This window comes from Microbacterium sp. NPDC087868, from assembly GCF_044900755.1.
Taxonomy (GTDB): domain Bacteria; phylum Actinomycetota; class Actinomycetes; order Actinomycetales; family Microbacteriaceae; genus Microbacterium; species Microbacterium galbinum.
Map to the genome: position 1 here is coordinate 92,194 of NZ_JBJDNO010000002.1, position 16,087 is coordinate 108,280.

The 16,087-nt window shown below is 69.8% G+C and carries 15 protein-coding genes; 12 read left to right on the plus strand and 3 right to left on the minus strand.

The window, feature by feature from the left end; all coding sequences use genetic code 11:
• Positions 1-126: 126 nt before the first annotated feature.
• The 5 genes from ACI2JZ_RS05930 to ACI2JZ_RS05950 all read left to right on the plus strand — a co-directional run bounded on the left by ACI2JZ_RS05930 (position 127) and on the right by ACI2JZ_RS05950 (position 5,718).
• On the plus strand, positions 127-1,293 hold the full coding sequence (locus ACI2JZ_RS05930; protein ID WP_404596856.1) for an ROK family protein: 1,167 nt from the start codon (positions 127-129) through the stop codon (positions 1,291-1,293).
• Entirely contained in the window at positions 1,290-2,294 is a 1,005-nt protein-coding gene (locus tag ACI2JZ_RS05935; RefSeq protein WP_404596857.1) for a Gfo/Idh/MocA family protein, read from the plus strand. Before ACI2JZ_RS05930 ends, ACI2JZ_RS05935 begins: the two co-directional genes overlap by 4 nt.
• Positions 2,291-3,307, plus strand: coding sequence for a Gfo/Idh/MocA family protein (locus ACI2JZ_RS05940; RefSeq protein ID WP_404596858.1), 1,017 nt, complete (start codon positions 2,291-2,293; stop codon positions 3,305-3,307). Before ACI2JZ_RS05935 ends, ACI2JZ_RS05940 begins: the two co-directional genes overlap by 4 nt.
• A 542-nt stretch (positions 3,308-3,849) precedes the next feature.
• The gene (locus tag ACI2JZ_RS05945; RefSeq protein ID WP_404596859.1) at positions 3,850-4,851 is read left to right on the plus strand and encodes a magnesium and cobalt transport protein CorA; all 1,002 of its coding nucleotides are present in this window, start codon (positions 3,850-3,852) and stop codon (positions 4,849-4,851) included.
• A gap of 138 nt (positions 4,852-4,989) precedes the next feature.
• Positions 4,990-5,718, plus strand: a complete 729-nt coding sequence (locus ACI2JZ_RS05950; protein WP_404596860.1) for an SGNH/GDSL hydrolase family protein — start codon at positions 4,990-4,992, stop codon at positions 5,716-5,718.
• Positions 5,719-5,815: 97 nt separating this feature from the next.
• Here the strand turns inward: ACI2JZ_RS05950 and ACI2JZ_RS05955 are convergent, their stop codons facing one another.
• Positions 5,816-6,346, minus strand: a complete 531-nt coding sequence (locus ACI2JZ_RS05955; protein WP_336641294.1) for a cytochrome C5 — start codon at positions 6,344-6,346, stop codon at positions 5,816-5,818.
• A gap of 51 nt (positions 6,347-6,397) precedes the next feature.
• Between ACI2JZ_RS05955 and ACI2JZ_RS05960 the strand changes: the two genes are divergently transcribed.
• Positions 6,398-8,551 carry an alpha-galactosidase gene (locus tag ACI2JZ_RS05960; protein ID WP_404596861.1) on the plus strand — a complete coding sequence of 718 codons (2,154 nt, stop codon included), beginning with the start codon at positions 6,398-6,400 and terminating at the stop codon, positions 8,549-8,551.
• 92 nt (positions 8,552-8,643) lie between these two features.
• Entirely contained in the window at positions 8,644-9,651 is a 1,008-nt protein-coding gene (locus ACI2JZ_RS05965; protein ID WP_404596862.1) for an NADP-dependent oxidoreductase, read from the plus strand.
• Positions 9,652-9,794: 143 nt separating this feature from the next.
• On the opposite strand, the gene ACI2JZ_RS05970 is transcribed toward ACI2JZ_RS05965, so the two are convergent.
• On the minus strand, positions 9,795-10,505 hold the full coding sequence (locus ACI2JZ_RS05970; protein WP_247623886.1) for an SDR family oxidoreductase: 711 nt from the start codon (positions 10,503-10,505) through the stop codon (positions 9,795-9,797).
• Between the two features lie 109 nt (positions 10,506-10,614).
• Here ACI2JZ_RS05970 and ACI2JZ_RS05975 point away from each other — a divergent pair, with 109 nt between their 5' ends.
• A complete protein-coding gene (locus ACI2JZ_RS05975; protein ID WP_404596863.1) occupies positions 10,615-11,214 on the plus strand; it encodes a TetR/AcrR family transcriptional regulator in 600 nt (199 codons plus the stop codon).
• Positions 11,215-11,488: 274 nt separating this feature from the next.
• Here ACI2JZ_RS05975 and ACI2JZ_RS05980 read toward each other — a convergent pair whose 3' ends face one another.
• Entirely contained in the window at positions 11,489-13,462 is a 1,974-nt protein-coding gene (locus ACI2JZ_RS05980) for a hypothetical protein (protein WP_404596864.1), read from the minus strand.
• Positions 13,463-13,650: 188 nt separating this feature from the next.
• Here ACI2JZ_RS05980 and ACI2JZ_RS05985 point away from each other — a divergent pair, with 188 nt between their 5' ends.
• Genes ACI2JZ_RS05985 through ACI2JZ_RS06000 form a run of 4 tightly spaced genes read left to right on the plus strand, consistent with a single transcriptional unit; the run spans position 13,651 to position 15,932 of the window.
• Positions 13,651-14,028: a PadR family transcriptional regulator gene (locus tag ACI2JZ_RS05985; protein WP_404596865.1), complete on the plus strand. Its 378-nt coding sequence runs from the start codon at positions 13,651-13,653 to the stop codon at positions 14,026-14,028.
• 1 nt (position 14,029) lies between these two features.
• Positions 14,030-14,401, plus strand: a complete 372-nt coding sequence (locus ACI2JZ_RS05990; RefSeq protein WP_404596866.1) for a DUF1048 domain-containing protein — start codon at positions 14,030-14,032, stop codon at positions 14,399-14,401.
• Complete coding sequence (locus ACI2JZ_RS05995; protein ID WP_404596867.1) at positions 14,398-15,168, plus strand: ABC transporter ATP-binding protein; 771 nt, start codon at positions 14,398-14,400, stop codon at positions 15,166-15,168. Before ACI2JZ_RS05990 ends, ACI2JZ_RS05995 begins: the two co-directional genes overlap by 4 nt.
• Positions 15,165-15,932 (plus strand): ABC transporter permease, encoded by a 768-nt coding sequence (locus tag ACI2JZ_RS06000; protein ID WP_404596868.1) that lies wholly within the window; start codon positions 15,165-15,167, stop codon positions 15,930-15,932. Before ACI2JZ_RS05995 ends, ACI2JZ_RS06000 begins: the two co-directional genes overlap by 4 nt.
• Positions 15,933-16,087 lie beyond the last annotated feature (155 nt).

A 16,087-nucleotide genomic window follows, 5' to 3' on the forward strand; every position in this document is an offset into this window, starting at 1 on the left:
CAAGGACAAGTTCTCAGACGGTTGTTTCCGCGGTGTTTCCGGCTCGAGAACGTCCGAGCCTGATCTGAGAATTCGGTGTGCTAACTTGTTCGCACACCGACCACGTCGATGAAGAGAGGACCGCACATGGGCGTGTCAGGCCAGCTGTCGATCGTCGCGCGATCCGCGCTGCAGCTCCGCGATGGCGGGCCCTCGACGGTCAACGACCTCTCCCGGTCGCTCGAGATCTCGCGCACCTCGGTCGAGAACGCCGTGTCGGTGCTGAGCGATTCCGGGCTGATCGTCGACGCCCCCGTCGCGAGCGTCGGCGGAGCCGGCCGCCCCGCGCGGCACTACTCGTTCCACGCCGAGGCGGGCACCGTCGTCGGAGTCGACATCGGGGTCGCGAGCGTGCGCGTGCTCCTCTCCGACCTCGCCGGCCACGTGATCGCCCAGCGCAGCTTCCCCGGGGTCGAAGCGCACCCCGACGGCGCCGCCAAGCTCGCGGCCGTGATCGACGACGTGCGGCAGACACTGGGCGGAGCATCCGTCGCCTCGTCCCGCGTGCCGGCCATCGGCGTCTCGCTCCCCGGCCTGGTCGACGACGCTGGCCGCGTGGTGCTCTCGGTCGTGATCCCCGAGTGGTCGGGCGCCGACATCGGTGCGCAGCTGCGCCAGGCGTTCGGCTGCCCCGTCTCGGTCGACAACGGCGTCCGACTCGCCGCGGTCGCCGAGCACCACCTCGGGGTGGCACAGCTCGTCGACGACGTCATCTACCTCTCGGTGGGTAACCGCATCTCGATGGGACTCATCCTCGGCGGGCGCCCGCGGCGCGGCATCCACAACGCCGCCGGCGACATCGGCCGCCTCGCCTTCCGCGGCCTCAACACCGAGACCGGGCAGATCTCGTGGCGCACCGCCCCGACGGCCGCGGAGGTGTTCGCCGCCGCGCGGGCCGGGGACGGTGCCGCGCAGGACGAGCTGGACGCCTTCATCGAGGAACTCGCGCACGGCATCGCGACCCTCACGATGACCGTCGACCCCGCCATGATCGTGATCGGCGGCGGTCTGTCGGCGGCGCACGAGCAGCTGCTCGATCCACTGCGCCAGGCGCTCCCCCGGCATCTCGGACTGCCGTTCCAGGTGCCCCTCGCCGAAGCGCGCCTCGGCGGCGAGGCCGCGGCGCACGGCGCGGTCGTGCACGCCTTCCAGCGGCACGCCGCCGACATCTACGGCATCGACGACATGCCGGTGCCGCCCATCACCCCGCTGCCGCACGACACGGCATCCCCCACCCCCGAGGAGACGAAGTGAGCACCCTGAAGGTCGGACTCATCGGAGCCGGCGGCATCTCGCGCGTGCACGCCGACGCCTGGAGGGCGCTGGGCGCACAGGGCTACGTGACCTCGCTGGCGGGCGCCGAGGAGATCGCCGAGGAGTACGGGTTCGAGCTCGTCGCCGATGTCGACACGCTGATCGACCTGGTCGACCTCGTCGACCTCGTGACTCCCAGCAGCACGCACGCCGACTTCGCGCTGCGCGCCATCGCCGCCGGCCGCGACGTCGTCTGCGAGAAGCCGCTGGCGGCGACGTCGATCGACGCCGCACGGGTGACGGATGCCGCGGCCGCCGCGGGTGTGCGCCTCTTCCCCGCGCACGTCGTGCGTTACATGAGCGAGTACGCGCAGATCAAGGCCGCCATCGACGCGGGGCGCATCGGAACTCTCGCCGTGCAGCGGTTCAGCCGGGCCGGTGCCGCGCCGCAGTCGCCGTGGTTCTTCTCCGAGAGCGCGGGAGGCGGGTTGATCCGCGACCTCATGATCCACGACATCGACCAGGCCCTGTGGTTCGCGGGAGACGTGTCGCAGGTGTTCGCGGTGCAGAACCCGCCGACGATCGACGACCGCGTGCCCGCTCCCGTCACCTCGCACATCGTGCTGACGCACGCGAACGGGGTCATCAGCCACATCCACGGCAGTTGGGTCGCCCCAGGCATCCCGTTCCGTACGAGCGTCGAGGTCGCGGGCTCCGAAGGACGCCTGCGATACGACAGCGCCGAGGACCGCACGCTGCGCACGGATGCCGCAGCCCTCCCCGGTGCCACCGACTACCTGCCGCCGATGTCACCGCAGGACAGCCCGTACTACGCCGAGATCGCCGATTTCGTGGCAGCGCTGCGCGAAGGGCGGGAGGCGCGGGTGACACCGGCCGACGGCATCCGCGCGGTCGCCGTCGCCGAGGCGGCGATCGCGTCGATCGCCGCCGGGACGCCCGTCTCCCCTGTTCCTTCGCCGACCGAGGAGGTCGTCCGATGACCACGCCCCTGCGGATCGCCGTGCTGTCGTTCGCTCATACGCACGCCCTCAGCTACGTGCACGCCCTGTCGGCGATGCCCGACATCGAGCTGATCGCGACCGACCCCGACGGGGCATCGGCGCCGGATGCCGTGCCGCGCGGGGCCGCGCTGGCCGCCGAGCTCGGCGTCGCGTACGTCGACAGCTACGACGAGGCGTTCGCCTGGAAGCCGGATGCCGTCGTCGTCGCGGCCGAGAACTCCCGGCACCGGGCGCTGGTCGAGCGCGCCGCCGCCGAAGGAGTGCACGTGCTGTGCGAGAAGCCGCTCGCGACGACGGTCGAGGATGCCGTCGCGATGCGCACCGCCTGCGACGACGCCGGAGTGATCCTCATGGTCGCCTACCCCGTGCGCTTCGCGCCCGCCGTGCGCGACGCGATCGCCGAGCTGCGCAGCGGGCGCCTCGGCCGGGTGCTCGGTGTCACCGGCATCAACAACGGCAAGCTGCCGCAGGATCGCGCGTGGTTCACCGATCCGTCGCTGGCCGGCGGCGGGGCTCTCGTCGACCACGTCGTGCACTGCGCCGATCTGCTCGACGACCTCCTGGGTGAGCGCGCCGCGTCGGTGAGGGCCGTGTCGAACGGCATCCTGCACGGCCAGCGCGACCTCGCCGTCGAGACCGGAGGGCTCGTGACCCTGCAGTACCCGAGCGGCGTCATCGCCACGATCGACTGCTCGTGGAGCTGGCCGATGAGTTCGGCGACCTGGGGCGGACTCACCCTGCAGGTCGTCGCCGAGCGCGGCACCGTCACCGTCAGCCCGTTCGCGAAGGGTGTGGCCGGTCACGACGCCGCGGGAGAGACCTGGGACCCGATCGGCGCCGACCTCGACGCCCTGCTACTCGAGGAGTTCGTCGCGTCCGTGCACGCCGGGCGTCAGCCGCAGCCCGACGCCGGTGTCGGCATCCGCACCGTCGAGATCGTGAAGGCCGCCCAGGCGTCCGCCGCTCGCGCGGGCGAGGTCGTCACCCTGTAGCCCGGCTGGACCCTGTACCCCGGCTGGCCCTTCGCTGAACTGGGTCCCTGAGCCTTTCCTGCGGCCCCCACCCCGCTCCGGGCGGAGATCATCGTGTTGGGCGGAAGCATCCACCAGATTCCTCCGCCCAACGCCGAGTTCTCCGCCCGAGACGTCGCCCCTCCCCCGCGCACAACGCAGGAGTTCTCCCGCAGCACAGGAGCGGATGCCGCACACACTCCTCCGTTGCGCGAGAACTCCTCCCGAGCGCGCGGGCGGGGATGCTTCGACAGGCTCAGCACGCAGAAACCTGCCAGAACCGAGGAGTATGCTCTCCCCTTGGGTCGAGTGACCCGATGAGTCCCGAAAGGCGGTGATGGCGATGTCCGACGATAGTAACGACGCCGCCCTCGCTGCGTCGCGACTCCCTGCGCTCGCGCGTTGAGCATTCGCTCCGCGTTCGCACGTCGATCTCCGCAGTCCCGGGTGGCGTCCTCCGCATCCTGACGATTGCGCGCGCCCGACCCCGGTCGGTGCGCGCCTGCGAGAGAAGAAGCACTCCCATGGCCCTGATCGACAACGGCGTGTACGTCCACGGACGTCGCGTGGAGACCCCGCAGAACCTCGACGAGACCTACCGCATCCTCGACTCCGTCGGCGGCATCGCGTGGATCGGCCTCTACCGACCGAGCTCCGAAGAGGTCGCCTCGGTCGCGCGCGAGTTCGATCTGCATCCGCTCGCCGTCGAAGACGCGCTCTCGGGCCACCAGCGCTCCAAGGTCGAGCGCTACGGCGACACGCTCTTCGCGGTGCTGCGGCCGGCGCGCTACCGCGACGAGCAGGAGTCCGTCGAGTTCGGCGAGCTGCACCTGTTCGTCGGCCCCGACTTCGTGGTGACGATCCGCCATGCCGAGTCGCCCGACCTCGCGGCGGTGCGGCGGCGGATGGAGGCGCACCCCGAGCTGCTCGCGATGGGACCCGAAGCGGTGCTCTACGCGATCCTCGACGAGGTCGTCGACGAGTACGAGCCGATCGTCGCGGGGCTCGAGAACGACATCGACGAGATCGAGGACCAGCTCTTCGGTGACAGCGACGACGACGCGCTCTCCCGGCGCATCTACGAGCTCTCGCGCGAGGTCATCAACTTCCAGCGGGCGGTGCACCCGCTCACCGGCATGCTCGAGTGGCTGCGCCGAGGGTCCGACAAGTACCGCATCGACGAGGAGCTGCAGCGGTCGCTGCGCGACGTGCTCGACCACACGATCCGCGTGAACGAGCGGGTCGACTCGTTCCGCGCGATCCTCGAGAACGCGCTGCGTGTGCACTCCGCTCTCGTCGCCCGTCGTCAGACCGACACGAGCATCGCGCAGAACGACGAGATCAAGAAGATCTCCTCGTGGGCGGCGATCATCTTCGCCCCCACCCTCGTCGGCACCGTCTACGGCATGAACTTCGAGGTCATGCCCGAGCTGCACTGGGCGTTCGGCTACCCGCTCGCTCTCGGCGCGATGGCGGCGTTCGCGATCGGTCTCTTCGGGATCTTCAAGTACAAGCGCTGGCTCTGAGCGCGGCGCCGCACGCCCCGGGAGGAGAACTCGGCTTCCGCAGGAGGCATCCGCTGTTTCGATCCTGCGGAGCGTGAGATCTCCTCCCGTTGCGCGCCCGCGTGCACGACGTCGGATGCTGTGGATAGGGTCGGAGGCGTGTCCGACACCACCGCCCCCACCGCTGCATCCGATCTCGCCCGCCTCGCCGACCTGCTCGCGGGCGGCGACCCGCTGACCTGGGTGATCACCGGAGACTCGATCACCCACGGCCTCGTCTTCACGCAGGGCGGCCGCAGCTACGCCGAGCACCTGCACGAACTCGTTCGCGGCGAGCTCGAGCGGGTGCGCGACATCGTCGTGAACTCGGCGATCAGCGGGCACCGGATCGTCGACATCCTCGGAGACTTCGAGCGCCGGGTGTCGTCGTGGCGGCCCGACGTCGTGACGCTGATGATCGGCACGAACGACCTCTCGACCGGTGGACCGCAGCCGGTCATCTCGCCCGAGGAGTACGCCGCCTCGCTGCGCGAGTTCGTCGCACGGGTGCGGGCGCTCGGCGCGATCGCGGTGCTGCAGACCCCGCCGCCGATCGACGTCGCCAACGCTCCGGAGCGGGCCCGTGTCGCCGAATTCGCGGATGCCGTGCGGCAGGTCGCCGCGGGCGAGGACGTCATCCTCGTGGATCAGTACGCCCGGCTCATCGAGCTCGGCGCCGGCGGAGTCCCGTGGGGGCTGATGGGCGACCCGTTCCACCCGAACGCGGCCGGGCACGCCGCCCTCGCGCTCGAGATCGCAACAGTGCTCGGCATCCGCCCGAAGCCGGAGCGCTCACGCACGCTGCCGCTGCTCGAGGCGCAGGTCGGCGCGGCGCGCATCTACAGCTGAGCGGTCGCGCGGGGCGGCCCTTCGACAGGCTCAGGGACCCCGTGATCCGGAAGAAACCGGGTCGCTGAGCCTGTCGAAGCGTCCCGCGGCAAGAACCTCAGGCGTCGTCGCGGCTGATGTGGTCGAGCAGCGCGTCGCCCGAGGCGAAGGAGATCGTCTCGACCCCGTCGTCTTCGGCGACCTCGACGCCGTCGACCTCGAGCTCCTCGTCGAGCTGCACGAGGATGCGCGAGTCGGGGAACTGCCGCGGGGCATCGAACGACACGAGCACGGCATCCGCGAAGACCACGACCGACGCAGCCTCCATGTCATCGCGCAGGTCGATGCGCTCGCTGACCTCGGACTCGCCGACGGCCTCCTCGATGTCGGACGCGGCCTCGTCGACGATGGCCCGCCAGCGCTTCTCGGTGATCGAGAGGATGCGCTCGACTCCCGCGACCAGCTCCTCGACGTCGGCCTCGGCATCCGCATCGCCGTCTTCGATCTCGGGGTCGATGTTGACGGTGACGTCGGTGCCGGCGGCCTCGAGGTGGGCGCGGCCGTGCACGATGCCGTCCTCGGCGACCGGTTCGTCGAGGTGGCCGCTCTCGATGACGGCGGCCAGGAGTTCGTCGAGTGCAGTGGTCATGTTCCCATCCTTGCCGACAACTCCTCGCTCCGGTCTGGCTATGATTAATTCATGTCGTCAAGTAACCCCGTTCCGGACAGCGCCGTTCCGGAAGCCACGCACCTGCGCAACGGAGGCGTGAGCCTCGTCGTCACGACCGACCTGTTCGGCGCCCCGACCATCGCGCACTGGGGTGCGCCGCTGACGGATGCCGATATCCCCGGCCTCCTCGCGACCGCCACCCCCGCCGTGATGAACAGCTCCCTCGACGTCGCCCGTTCGTTCTCGATCGCGCCCGGCCGCGCGCACGGATGGTCGGGCACCCCGGCGATCGAGGCGACCGCAGCGGATGCCGTGATCGACGGGTTCGCGCTGACGCGGACGGTGCAGACGGATGCCGCGAGCGCGAGCTTCGTGCTGGTGGATGCGCGCGCCACCGTCGAGGCGACGTTCACGTTCGTGCTCGACGACGCCGGCGTGCTGCACTCCTCCGTGGTTCTCGAGAACATCGGCGCCGAGCATCCGGTCGACGTCGGCGCCGTGCGCTCGCTGCTGCCGCTGCCCGCCCGCGCCGCCGAGGTCGTCGACTTCACGGGCCGCTGGACGAACGAGAAGGTGTCGCAGCGCGCCGCGATCCACGACGGCACCTGGCTGCGATCGTCGCGTCGCGGACGCCCCGGCCACGACTCCTCGTTCCTGACCCTGACCGGCACCGAGGGCTTCCGCTTCCGCTCGGGCGAGGTCTGGGCCGCGCACCTCGCGTGGGGCGGCAACCAGGAGATGCTGGTCGAGCGTCTGCCCGAGGGCGCCGGAGCCCACCGCTCGGTGCTCGGCGGCGGCGAACTCGTCGATGCGGGCGAGGTGCGTCTGCAGCCCGGCGAGACGTACGGCTCGCCCGAGCTGCTCTCGACCTGGAGCGACGAGGGGATCGACGGCGTGACCGCCCGGTTCCACGCGTCGATCCGGTCGCGCCCGAGCCACCCGAAGACGCCGCGGCCGCTGCTGCTCAACACGTGGGAGGCCGTGTACTTCGACCACGACCTCGACACCCTCACCGCGCTCGCGACGACCGCCGCCGAGCTGGGCGTGGAGCGGTTCGTGCTCGACGACGGCTGGTTCCGCGGACGCCGAGACGACCATGCGGGCCTCGGCGACTGGTTCATCGACGACGACGTGTGGCCCGAGGGGCTCGCACCGCTCTCGGCGCGCGTGCACGACCTCGGCCTCGAGTTCGGCCTGTGGTTCGAGCCCGAGATGGTGAACCCCGACTCCGACCTGGCGCGACAGCATCCGGACTGGCTGCTCGGCGAGAACCCGCTGCTCGCCTCGCGCCACCAGTTCGTGCTCGACTTCTCGCGCGACGACGTCGTCGACTACATCGTCGAGCGGCTCGATGACGTGATCACGCGCGCCCGCGTGGACTTCGTCAAGTGGGACCACAATCGCGACCTGCACGCCTCGCTCGACGCGCGCGGCCGCCGCCGCGTGCACGCGCACACGCTCGGGGTGTACCGCGTGCTCGACGAGATCCGTCGCCGGCATCCGCGTCTCGAGATCGAATCGTGCGCCTCGGGCGGAGGCCGCACCGACCTCGGCACCCTCGCCCGCACCGACCGCGTCTGGGCGTCGGACTGCAACGACCCGATCGAGCGCCAGAGCATCCAGCGCGGCACGCAGACGCTGCTGCCGCCCGAGCTGATCGGCGCGCACGTCGGCCCGACGGTCTCGCACACCACCGGTCGGCACGCGTCGTTCGCGTTCCGCGCCGCGACCGCCCTGTTCGGCCACGCCGGCCTCGAGTGGGATCTCACGACGGCATCCGACGACGACCGCGCCGCGATCGCCGCCTGGACCGCCCTGTACCGCGAGCTGCGGGGACTGCTGCACTCGGGCGTCACGATGCGCGGCGACGACGTCGACTCCGGCAGCCTGCTGCACGGCGTCGTGAGCGCCGACCGCGAGGAGGCCGTGTTCGCGTGGGTGCGCACCGAGACCAGTGCCACAGCGCAGTCTCCGCGCGTACCGATCCCCGGCCTCGACCCCGCGGCGACGTACCGCGTGCGGGTGCGCGACGAGATCGGCGGAGCGCACCGCCACCAGGTCGCGGACCCGGCGTGGCTCGCGGCATCCGACCTCACCGTCACGGGCGCGGTGCTCGCGCAGGGCCTCCCCCTGCCGGTGCTGAACCCCGGCAACGCACTGCTCCTGCACTTCACGGCCGTCTGACCCACGGCATCCGAGCGATCTCGGACGCTCTGCGTTGACAAGGAAACTGAGTTGACTCATTATTGAGTCAAATAGACCTTGGGAGACGCTACATGCGCGCGTTCGCGTTCGAAACCTACTCACAGCCGCTGCACGAAGTCGCAATGCCCGAGCCCGAACTCGGCGTGCGCGACGTGCTCGTGCGCGTCGAGGCGGCCGGCGTCAATCAGTTGGACGAGAAGATCCGCGCGGGCGAATTCAAGGCGATCCTGCCCTCCCCGCTGCCCCTCGTCCTCGGTCACGACGTCGCCGGTTCCGTGCTGCGCGTCGGGTCGGAGGTCACGGGATTCGCCGTGGGCGACCACGTGTTCGCCCGTCCCCGCGACCAGCGGATCGGAACGTTCGCGGAGCGCATCGCGATCGATCAGGCCGACCTCGCCCCCGCGCCCGCGTCGATCAGCATCGTCGAGGCCGCATCACTGCCGCTCGTGGCGCTGACGGCATGGCAGGCACTCGTCGAGAGAGCGAACGTGCAGGCCGGTCAGAAGGTACTCATCCACGCCGGCGCCGGCGGAGTCGGCTCGATCGCGATCCAGCTCGCGAAGCATCTCGGCGCGCACGTGGCCACCACGGCATCCGTGAAGAACGCGGACTTCGTGCGCGAACTCGGGGCCGACGTGGTGATCGACTACCGTACCCAGGACTTCGAGAAAGAACTCTCGGGTTACGACCTCGTACTCGACAGCCTCGGCGGTGAGAACCTCGAGAAGTCGCTGCGCGTCCTGCGCCCCGGCGGAAAGGCGATCGGGATCGCGGGGCCTCCCGACCCCGCCTTCGCTCGCGCGGCGGGACTCAACCCCCTCCTCCGCCTCGCGATCGCGGCGCTGAGCCGCAAGATCCGCGCGCGGGCGAAGAAGCTCGGCGTCGGCTACGAGTTCCTGTGGATGAGGGCCGACGGCTCGCAGCTGCGAGAGATCGCCGCGCTCGTCGACAGCGGCAGCATCCGCCCCGTCGTGGGCGCGACGTTCCCGTTCGACGAGACCCCGCAGGCCCTGGCCGCGCTCACGCGCGGCGGCCTGCGCGGCAAGGTCGTCGTCACGGGTGCGGGTGCGGTCGTCTGACCCACCCTCGCACCATCCAGAACGGACGAAGAGGAACTCGATCATGGCCGCCCCGGTGGCGCGAGGTTCCTCGCCGCCTGACGGCCTTCGGCATGCGAAAGAGGGCACCACCGCTCGGTGGCGCCCTCTTTGTCGCAGAAGGCTCAGCCCTGCGCGAGCTGCGGATAGACCACCTCGAGCGGAGCCGAGAGTCCGGCCTTGGCCTGCACCGAGGTCTGGTCGGCGAGAACCTCGTACCCGCCGGCCTCGAGCGTGTCGAAGATCTGGGTGACGAGGTCGGCCGGGTCGAGCTTGGGGCTGGTGGCGTGCGCCGCCATCGCGGTGTCGACGTAGCCGACGTGCACGCCGACGACCTGCACCCCGGCGGGCTGCAGCTCGAGCCGCAGCGAGTTGGTGGCCGACCAGAGGGCCGCCTTCGTCGCCGAGTAGATGCCGGCGACGGCGTACCACGACAGGGCCGAGTGGATATCGATGATGGCGGTCTCCCCGCCGTGCGCCGAGAGCAGCGGGGCGAAGGCCCGAGCGAGGAACAGCGGTCCGAGGAAGTTCGTCTCGACGTTGTGGCGGATCTCCTCGTCGGTGTGGGTGAGGATGCCGGGGGTGGGCGTCGAGGCACCGGCGTTGTTCACGAGCACCGTGACGTCGGATGCCGCGGCGACGACGGCAGCGATCGACGCCGGGTCCGTGACGTCGAGAGTGAGCGGAACGACGCGCGGGTCCGCCCACTCGCGGGGCTGGCGGGCGGTCGCATAGACCTTCGCGGCGCCCCGGGCGAGTGCCTGCTCGACGAGATGCGTTCCGATGCCTCCGTTCGCTCCGGTGACGAGGACGACGGCGTGGGTGAGGGAGGTCATGAGGACTTCTTTCGGCTCGTGGAACAATGATTCCTGTCGCTCGTGGCCCGCACGATCGCGACTAAACTCATAACTGAGCCTGGTCAGAATCTATTCCGAGGGGAGTCTCGTGCCCGCAGAGAGCGCACCCGTCGGAAGACGCGAACGGAACAAGCAGCAGAAGCTCGAGCGCATCGTGGCCGCGGCTGCCGAGCTCTTCTCCGAGCGCGGCGTCGACGAGGTGACGACGCAGCAGATCGCCGATGCGGCGGACATCGGCACCGGCACCCTGTTCCTGTACGCCAAGACCAAGGGCGAGCTCCTGCTGCTCGTGCAGAACTCGCACTACGCCGACGCGCTCGAGCGCGGCCGCGCGGCATCCGCCGATGCCCGCACGCCCCTCGACGGCATGATGGCGCTGGCGACGCCCATCATCGAGTGCAATCGGGTGCAGGTCGAGAACGGGCGCACCTACCTGCGCGAGATGGTCTTCGGCGACCCGACCGAACCGCATCACGCCGCGGCACTCGCCATCGTCGGGGAGACCGAGCAGGCTCTCACCGAGACCCTCGTGCGTCTCGCCTCGATCGACGAAGCCGAAGCATGCGTCCTGGCGCACGTCGTCTCTGCGATCCTCTTCGTGACCATGGCCTCCAGCGGCCCCGGGGTCAGCATCGCCGACATCGTCACGAGCGTGCGCACCCAGGTCGCGGCGGTCCTGCCGCGCTGACCGCGCGCGACGCGAGCGGGGTCACTCATGGCTCATGTTCTCCGGAGTTGCGCACACCGCGCGTCGGACTCAGCCCGGTACCCCGGCTGCCACCCGCATAACTTCTGAGATCTGAACTGACACGCCGGGCACGGATGCCGTTGGGTCGGCGTGTCTCGTCAGATCCCCCGAAGTTGTGCGCGGTGGGAGCAGGGCCCGTCGTCGGAACCGTCCCACCCGACGCCGAGAGCGCCCCGGACCCGAAGGTCCGAGGCGCTCCGGTGTCGCGCGCGGATCAGCTCCGGAGTGCGCGACGGAAGGCCAGCACGGATGCTCCGACGAGGAGCAGGATCGCGCCCACGCCGCCGACGAGCCACGGGGCGTCGCCGCCGGTGATGGCGAGGGTCGCGCCGGTCTGCGCGACGGGTGCATCCGGCGTCTCGGGCAGCACCGGCGCAGCGACGACCGAGAGCTCGGCCGAGTCGCTCCCGGCGATGGGGTCGCCGTGCGGATCGATCGCCGTGCCGCTCGCGTCGTTGGTGACGGTGCCGATATCGGCGACCGCGACCTCGTACTCGACCGTGCAGGTGAGCGTCTCACCGGGAGCGAGCGTGACCGGTGCGCTCTTGTCGCAGGTCAGCTCGTCGAGCGGCGTCGCGCCCGTGAAGTCGACGTCCGAGAGTTCCACGTCCGACAGCGTCAGGGTGCCCGCGTTCGTGGCGGTCAGCGTGTACAGCACGGTGTCGCCGACGGCCGCGGTCGGGCTGTCGACCGTCTTCACGACGTCGAGCAGTCCGGTGCCCGGGGTGTCGAGCAGCGCGGTCGAGGAGTTCGCATCGACGGTCACCGAGGTGCCCACCACGCCGGCCGACGCGGTCGCCTCGTTCGAGACCAGGCCCTCATCGATGTCGGCCTGGGTCACGACGTACGGGGCCTGGCACGTGGTCGACTCGCCGACCGCGAGCGTGGTGACCGGGCAGACGATGTCGCCCAGCTCGCCCGTGCCCGTGAACGTCGTCTCCTCGATCACGAGGTTCTCGACGGGCAGTGCGCCGTCGTTGGTGACGGCGAAGTCGTAGACGACCGTGTCGCCGACGGATGCCGTGGCGGGCGAGACCGACTTGACGAGGCCGAGCGACGCCTGCTTGGCGGTGTTCGTCACGACGCAGTCGACCGAGTCACCCGCGGCGAGCGTGAGCTGCTGCGCCGGATCGGTGCCGTTCGGGAGGACGGTGGTGCTGCCCTCGGTGTTGTTGGTGCACGTCCACGCCGCGTCGTAGTAGTCCAGCGGGCTCGGCGCTCCGGCCGTGGCCGCCTCGGAGAGCGTGAACGCCCCGCTCGGGATCACGGTGGTCGCGGAGGTGGCGGCGGTGTCATCGGCGCCGGTCGTGGCGGTCGCGAGGGCGACGCCCTCCGGCGAGGTGACCTGCACGTCGAACGAGTCGAGCGGGTCGACGCGGCCGTCGACACTCTTCTCGAGCGTGAGCGTGGAGGTGCGGATGCCGAAGGCGAGCGCTTCGCGCTCACCGGCCGAGTTCAGGAAGAGCGTGCCGGAGATCGAGGTGGCCGACGGAGCGGCCAGGATGGTGCCGAAGGCGCTCGTGGTTCCGGCGTTCGCCGGGTTGCACACCGCGGCGTGCGTTCCGTCGCCGGCGAGCGGGATCGTGCATCCCCCGCCCGAGGTGATCGGCGTCGTGCTGTCGATCATCGTGAGCGGCTGATCCGAGTCCCAGAAGATCCGCTCGCCCAGCGAGCCGACGATGGCGTCGGGGGTCTCGGGGGCGGCCGTGACCAGGTCGTAGCCGGTCACCGGCACGCCCTTCAGCGTGACCTCGAAGTCGACGATGTTGATCTGCACCGAGCCGAACGAGGCGCCGCGGTTGGCGTAGAGGTAGGGCAGGCCCGGGATGCCGTCGTAGTAGTCCCAGTTGCCCATCGGGAAGAACGGGTCGGTCGACGGTCGCGCCTCGACGCCGCGCGGCTGCCACCCCATGCCCGTGGGCCGCTGGGTGACCGTGTAGGCGATGTCGTACTCGCCGAGCGTGGTCTCGAACCGCTGCCCCTCAGCGGTCAGGCCGATGGACTGGTCGTATCCGGCGAAATCGAACCAGCAGATCGAGTCGGTGAACTTGCCGCCGGTGCCCTCTTCCGCGTAACCGCATGTCGCATCGATGGGCGCCGCGGTCGCCGGTGCGGCCGCCACCCCCGTGAGCAGCAGCGACACCAGCGTCGCCGCACCGGCCAGCGCCGATATCTTCGTGAACTTCATTTCTCCCCCTGGAGTTGTGACGGGCAGCGGCGCCCCATCGACGCCTTCCCGTTGATCAACAACGAGGCAGGGACCGGTGTCTGACGATGTAACCGGTATTCAGTGTTGCTAAGTACCGGTACCTAGTGTTACTTTGTACCGGTACCCAGCATCACTGAGTACCGACGGATGAGAGGGAGGCGAACCCGATGGGCAAGCAGATGACCGAGATGCTCAAGGGCACCCTGGAGGGCATCGTGCTGGCGCTCCTCGCCGAGCAGCCGGCTTACGGATACGACATCACCGCACGCCTGCGCGAGCACGGCTTCACCGACACCGCCGAGGGCACCGTGTACGCGCTGCTGGTGCGGATCGAGAAGCGCGGGCTTGTCGACGTCGAGAAGGTGCCCAGCGAGAAGGGGCCGCCCCGCAAGGTGTACACGCTCAACGCGCAGGGCACCCACGAGCTGGCGGAGTTCTGGAAGACCTGGAGCCTGCTCGCCCGACGGATCGACGGCCTGAACCCCGCGATCACGAACACCCCGAACGACACGAACGACACCCACACCACGAAAGAGGAGAACTGACATGGCTGCGAAGTGGATCGAAGCGCTGACCGGATCGCTCGAGCAGAAGAAGCAGTACCGCGACGCGAAGAAGCGGATCGACGCCCTCCCCGAGCCCTACCGCTCGGTGGCGAACGCCCAGCACCGCTACTCGATGTACTACGGCGGCATCACCGACGGCGACACCCTGGTGCAGATCTTCCTCGGCCTCGCCGACCTGTGGGAGCGGGCCGCGATCGACGGCACTCCGATCTCGGCGATCGTGGGCGACGACCCCGTCGAGTTCGCCGAGACCTACGCCGAGTCGTACGGCGGAGAGCAGTGGATCGACAAGGAGCGGGCGCGCCTGGTGAAGGCCGTCGACGAAGCGAAAGACGAGGAGAAGGAGTCATGACCGCAGCGATCACCGTCACCGGCATCGAGAAGTCGTACAAGGACCTCCACGTGCTGAAGGGCGTCGACTTCGAGGTCGAGGCGGGGTCGATCTTCGCCCTGCTCGGCTCGAACGGCGCCGGCAAGACGACCATGGTGCGCATCCTCTCGACGCTGCTGACGGCGGATGCCGGCACGGCGACCGTGCGTGGACACGACGTCGCGAGCGACCCGCTGAAGGTGCGCGAGACGATCAGCCTGACCGGCCAGTTCGCCGCCGTCGACGAGATCCTCACGGGGCGCGAGAACCTCGTGCTCGTCGCGAAGCTGCGGCATCTGCCCGGCGCGGGACGGATCGCCGACGATCTGCTCGCCCGCTTCCGGTTGACGGATGCCGGTGGCCGGAAGGTCGGCACCTACTCCGGCGGCATGCGCCGCCGCCTCGACATCGCGATGAGCCTCATCGGTGACCCCGAGGTCATCTACCTCGACGAGCCCACCACGGGTCTCGACCCCGAGGCCCGCCTCGAGGTGTGGCAGGTCGTGAAGGACCTCGCGCACACCGGCACCTCCGTGCTGCTCACCACCCAGTACCTCGACGAGGCCGAGCAGCTCGCCGATCGCATCGCGATCCTGCACGAGGGCCGCATCATCGCGAACGGCACGCTCGCCGAGCTGAAGGCGCTGCTGCCTCCCGCGAAGGTCGAGTACGTCGAGAAGCAGCCCACGCTCGAGGAGATCTTCCTCTCGCTGGTCGGCCCGAGCGCCCCGAAGGAGGACCGCTCATGAGCACGCACTTCGTCGCCGACACGGCGACCCTCACCGGCCGGTCGATGCGGCACATCTTCCGCAGCGCCGACACCATCATCACGACGGCGGTCACCCCGATCGCCCTGATGCTCCTGTTCGTGTACGTCTTCGGCGGGGCTCTGCGTCAGAGCACCGGCCAGGAGAACTACGTGAACTATCTGCTCCCCGGCATCCTGCTCATCGCGATCGCGTCGGGCATCGCCTACACGGCGTTCCGGCTCTTCACCGACCTGCAGAGCGGCATCTTCGAGCGCTTCCACTCCATGCCGATCGCCCGATCCAGCGTACTGTGGGCGCACGTGCTGACCTCGCTCGTCGCGAACGGCATCACCCTGGCGATCATCTTCGGCGTCGGGTTCCTGATGGGCTTCCGCACCAGGGCCGGCGTCGGGGCATGGTTCGCGGTCATCGGCATCCTGCTGCTGTTCACCCTGGCGCTCACCTGGCTGGCGATCATCGCCGGGCTCAGCGCCAAGACGGTCGACGGGGCGAGCGCGTTCTCGTACCCGCTGATCTTCCTGCCGTTCATCAGCTCGGCCTTCGTGCCGACCGACACGATGCCCGGGCCCGTGCGCTGGTTCGCCGAGAACCAGCCGGTCACGTCGATCGTGAACACGATCCAGGCGCTGTTCGCCGGGGAGCCCGTGGGGTCCGAGATCTGGGTCGCCCTCGCCTGGTGCGTCGGCATCCTGATCGTCGCCTACGCCTTCGCGATGCTCGCCTACCGCAAGAAGGTGCGCTGAGTCGGCCGTCGTACCCAATTCAGGAATAATCGATCGAAACCGCCCCGGAACGGCCGTCCGGGGCGGTTTCGTGTGCGGTCTTCCTGAATTGGGTACGCGTCACCGCCGAGACCGGGGCATAACTCCTCAGAATCCCACCGCATCCGGCCCGATTC

Bases quoted from the DNA above. Each gene is read 5' to 3' on its own strand.
- ACI2JZ_RS06000 (WP_404596868.1), top strand. From the start codon at position 15,165: ATGAGCACGCACTTCGTCGCCGACACGGCGACCCTCACCGGCCGGTCG.
- ACI2JZ_RS05930 (WP_404596856.1), top strand. From the start codon at position 127: ATGGGCGTGTCAGGCCAGCTGTCGATCGTCGCGCGATCCGCGCTGCAG.
- ACI2JZ_RS05955 (WP_336641294.1), bottom strand. From the start codon at position 6,346: ATGACCACTGCACTCGACGAACTCCTGGCCGCCGTCATCGAGAGCGGC.
- ACI2JZ_RS05990 (WP_404596866.1), top strand. From the start codon at position 14,030: ATGGCTGCGAAGTGGATCGAAGCGCTGACCGGATCGCTCGAGCAGAAG.
- ACI2JZ_RS05980 (WP_404596864.1), bottom strand. From the start codon at position 13,462: ATGAAGTTCACGAAGATATCGGCGCTGGCCGGTGCGGCGACGCTGGTG.
- ACI2JZ_RS05970 (WP_247623886.1), bottom strand. From the start codon at position 10,505: ATGACCTCCCTCACCCACGCCGTCGTCCTCGTCACCGGAGCGAACGGA.
- ACI2JZ_RS05960 (WP_404596861.1), top strand. From the start codon at position 6,398: ATGTCGTCAAGTAACCCCGTTCCGGACAGCGCCGTTCCGGAAGCCACG.
- ACI2JZ_RS05985 (WP_404596865.1), top strand. From the start codon at position 13,651: ATGGGCAAGCAGATGACCGAGATGCTCAAGGGCACCCTGGAGGGCATC.
- ACI2JZ_RS05995 (WP_404596867.1), top strand. From the start codon at position 14,398: ATGACCGCAGCGATCACCGTCACCGGCATCGAGAAGTCGTACAAGGAC.
- ACI2JZ_RS05965 (WP_404596862.1), top strand. From the start codon at position 8,644: ATGCGCGCGTTCGCGTTCGAAACCTACTCACAGCCGCTGCACGAAGTC.
- ACI2JZ_RS05940 (WP_404596858.1), top strand. From the start codon at position 2,291: ATGACCACGCCCCTGCGGATCGCCGTGCTGTCGTTCGCTCATACGCAC.
- ACI2JZ_RS05945 (WP_404596859.1), top strand. From the start codon at position 3,850: ATGGCCCTGATCGACAACGGCGTGTACGTCCACGGACGTCGCGTGGAG.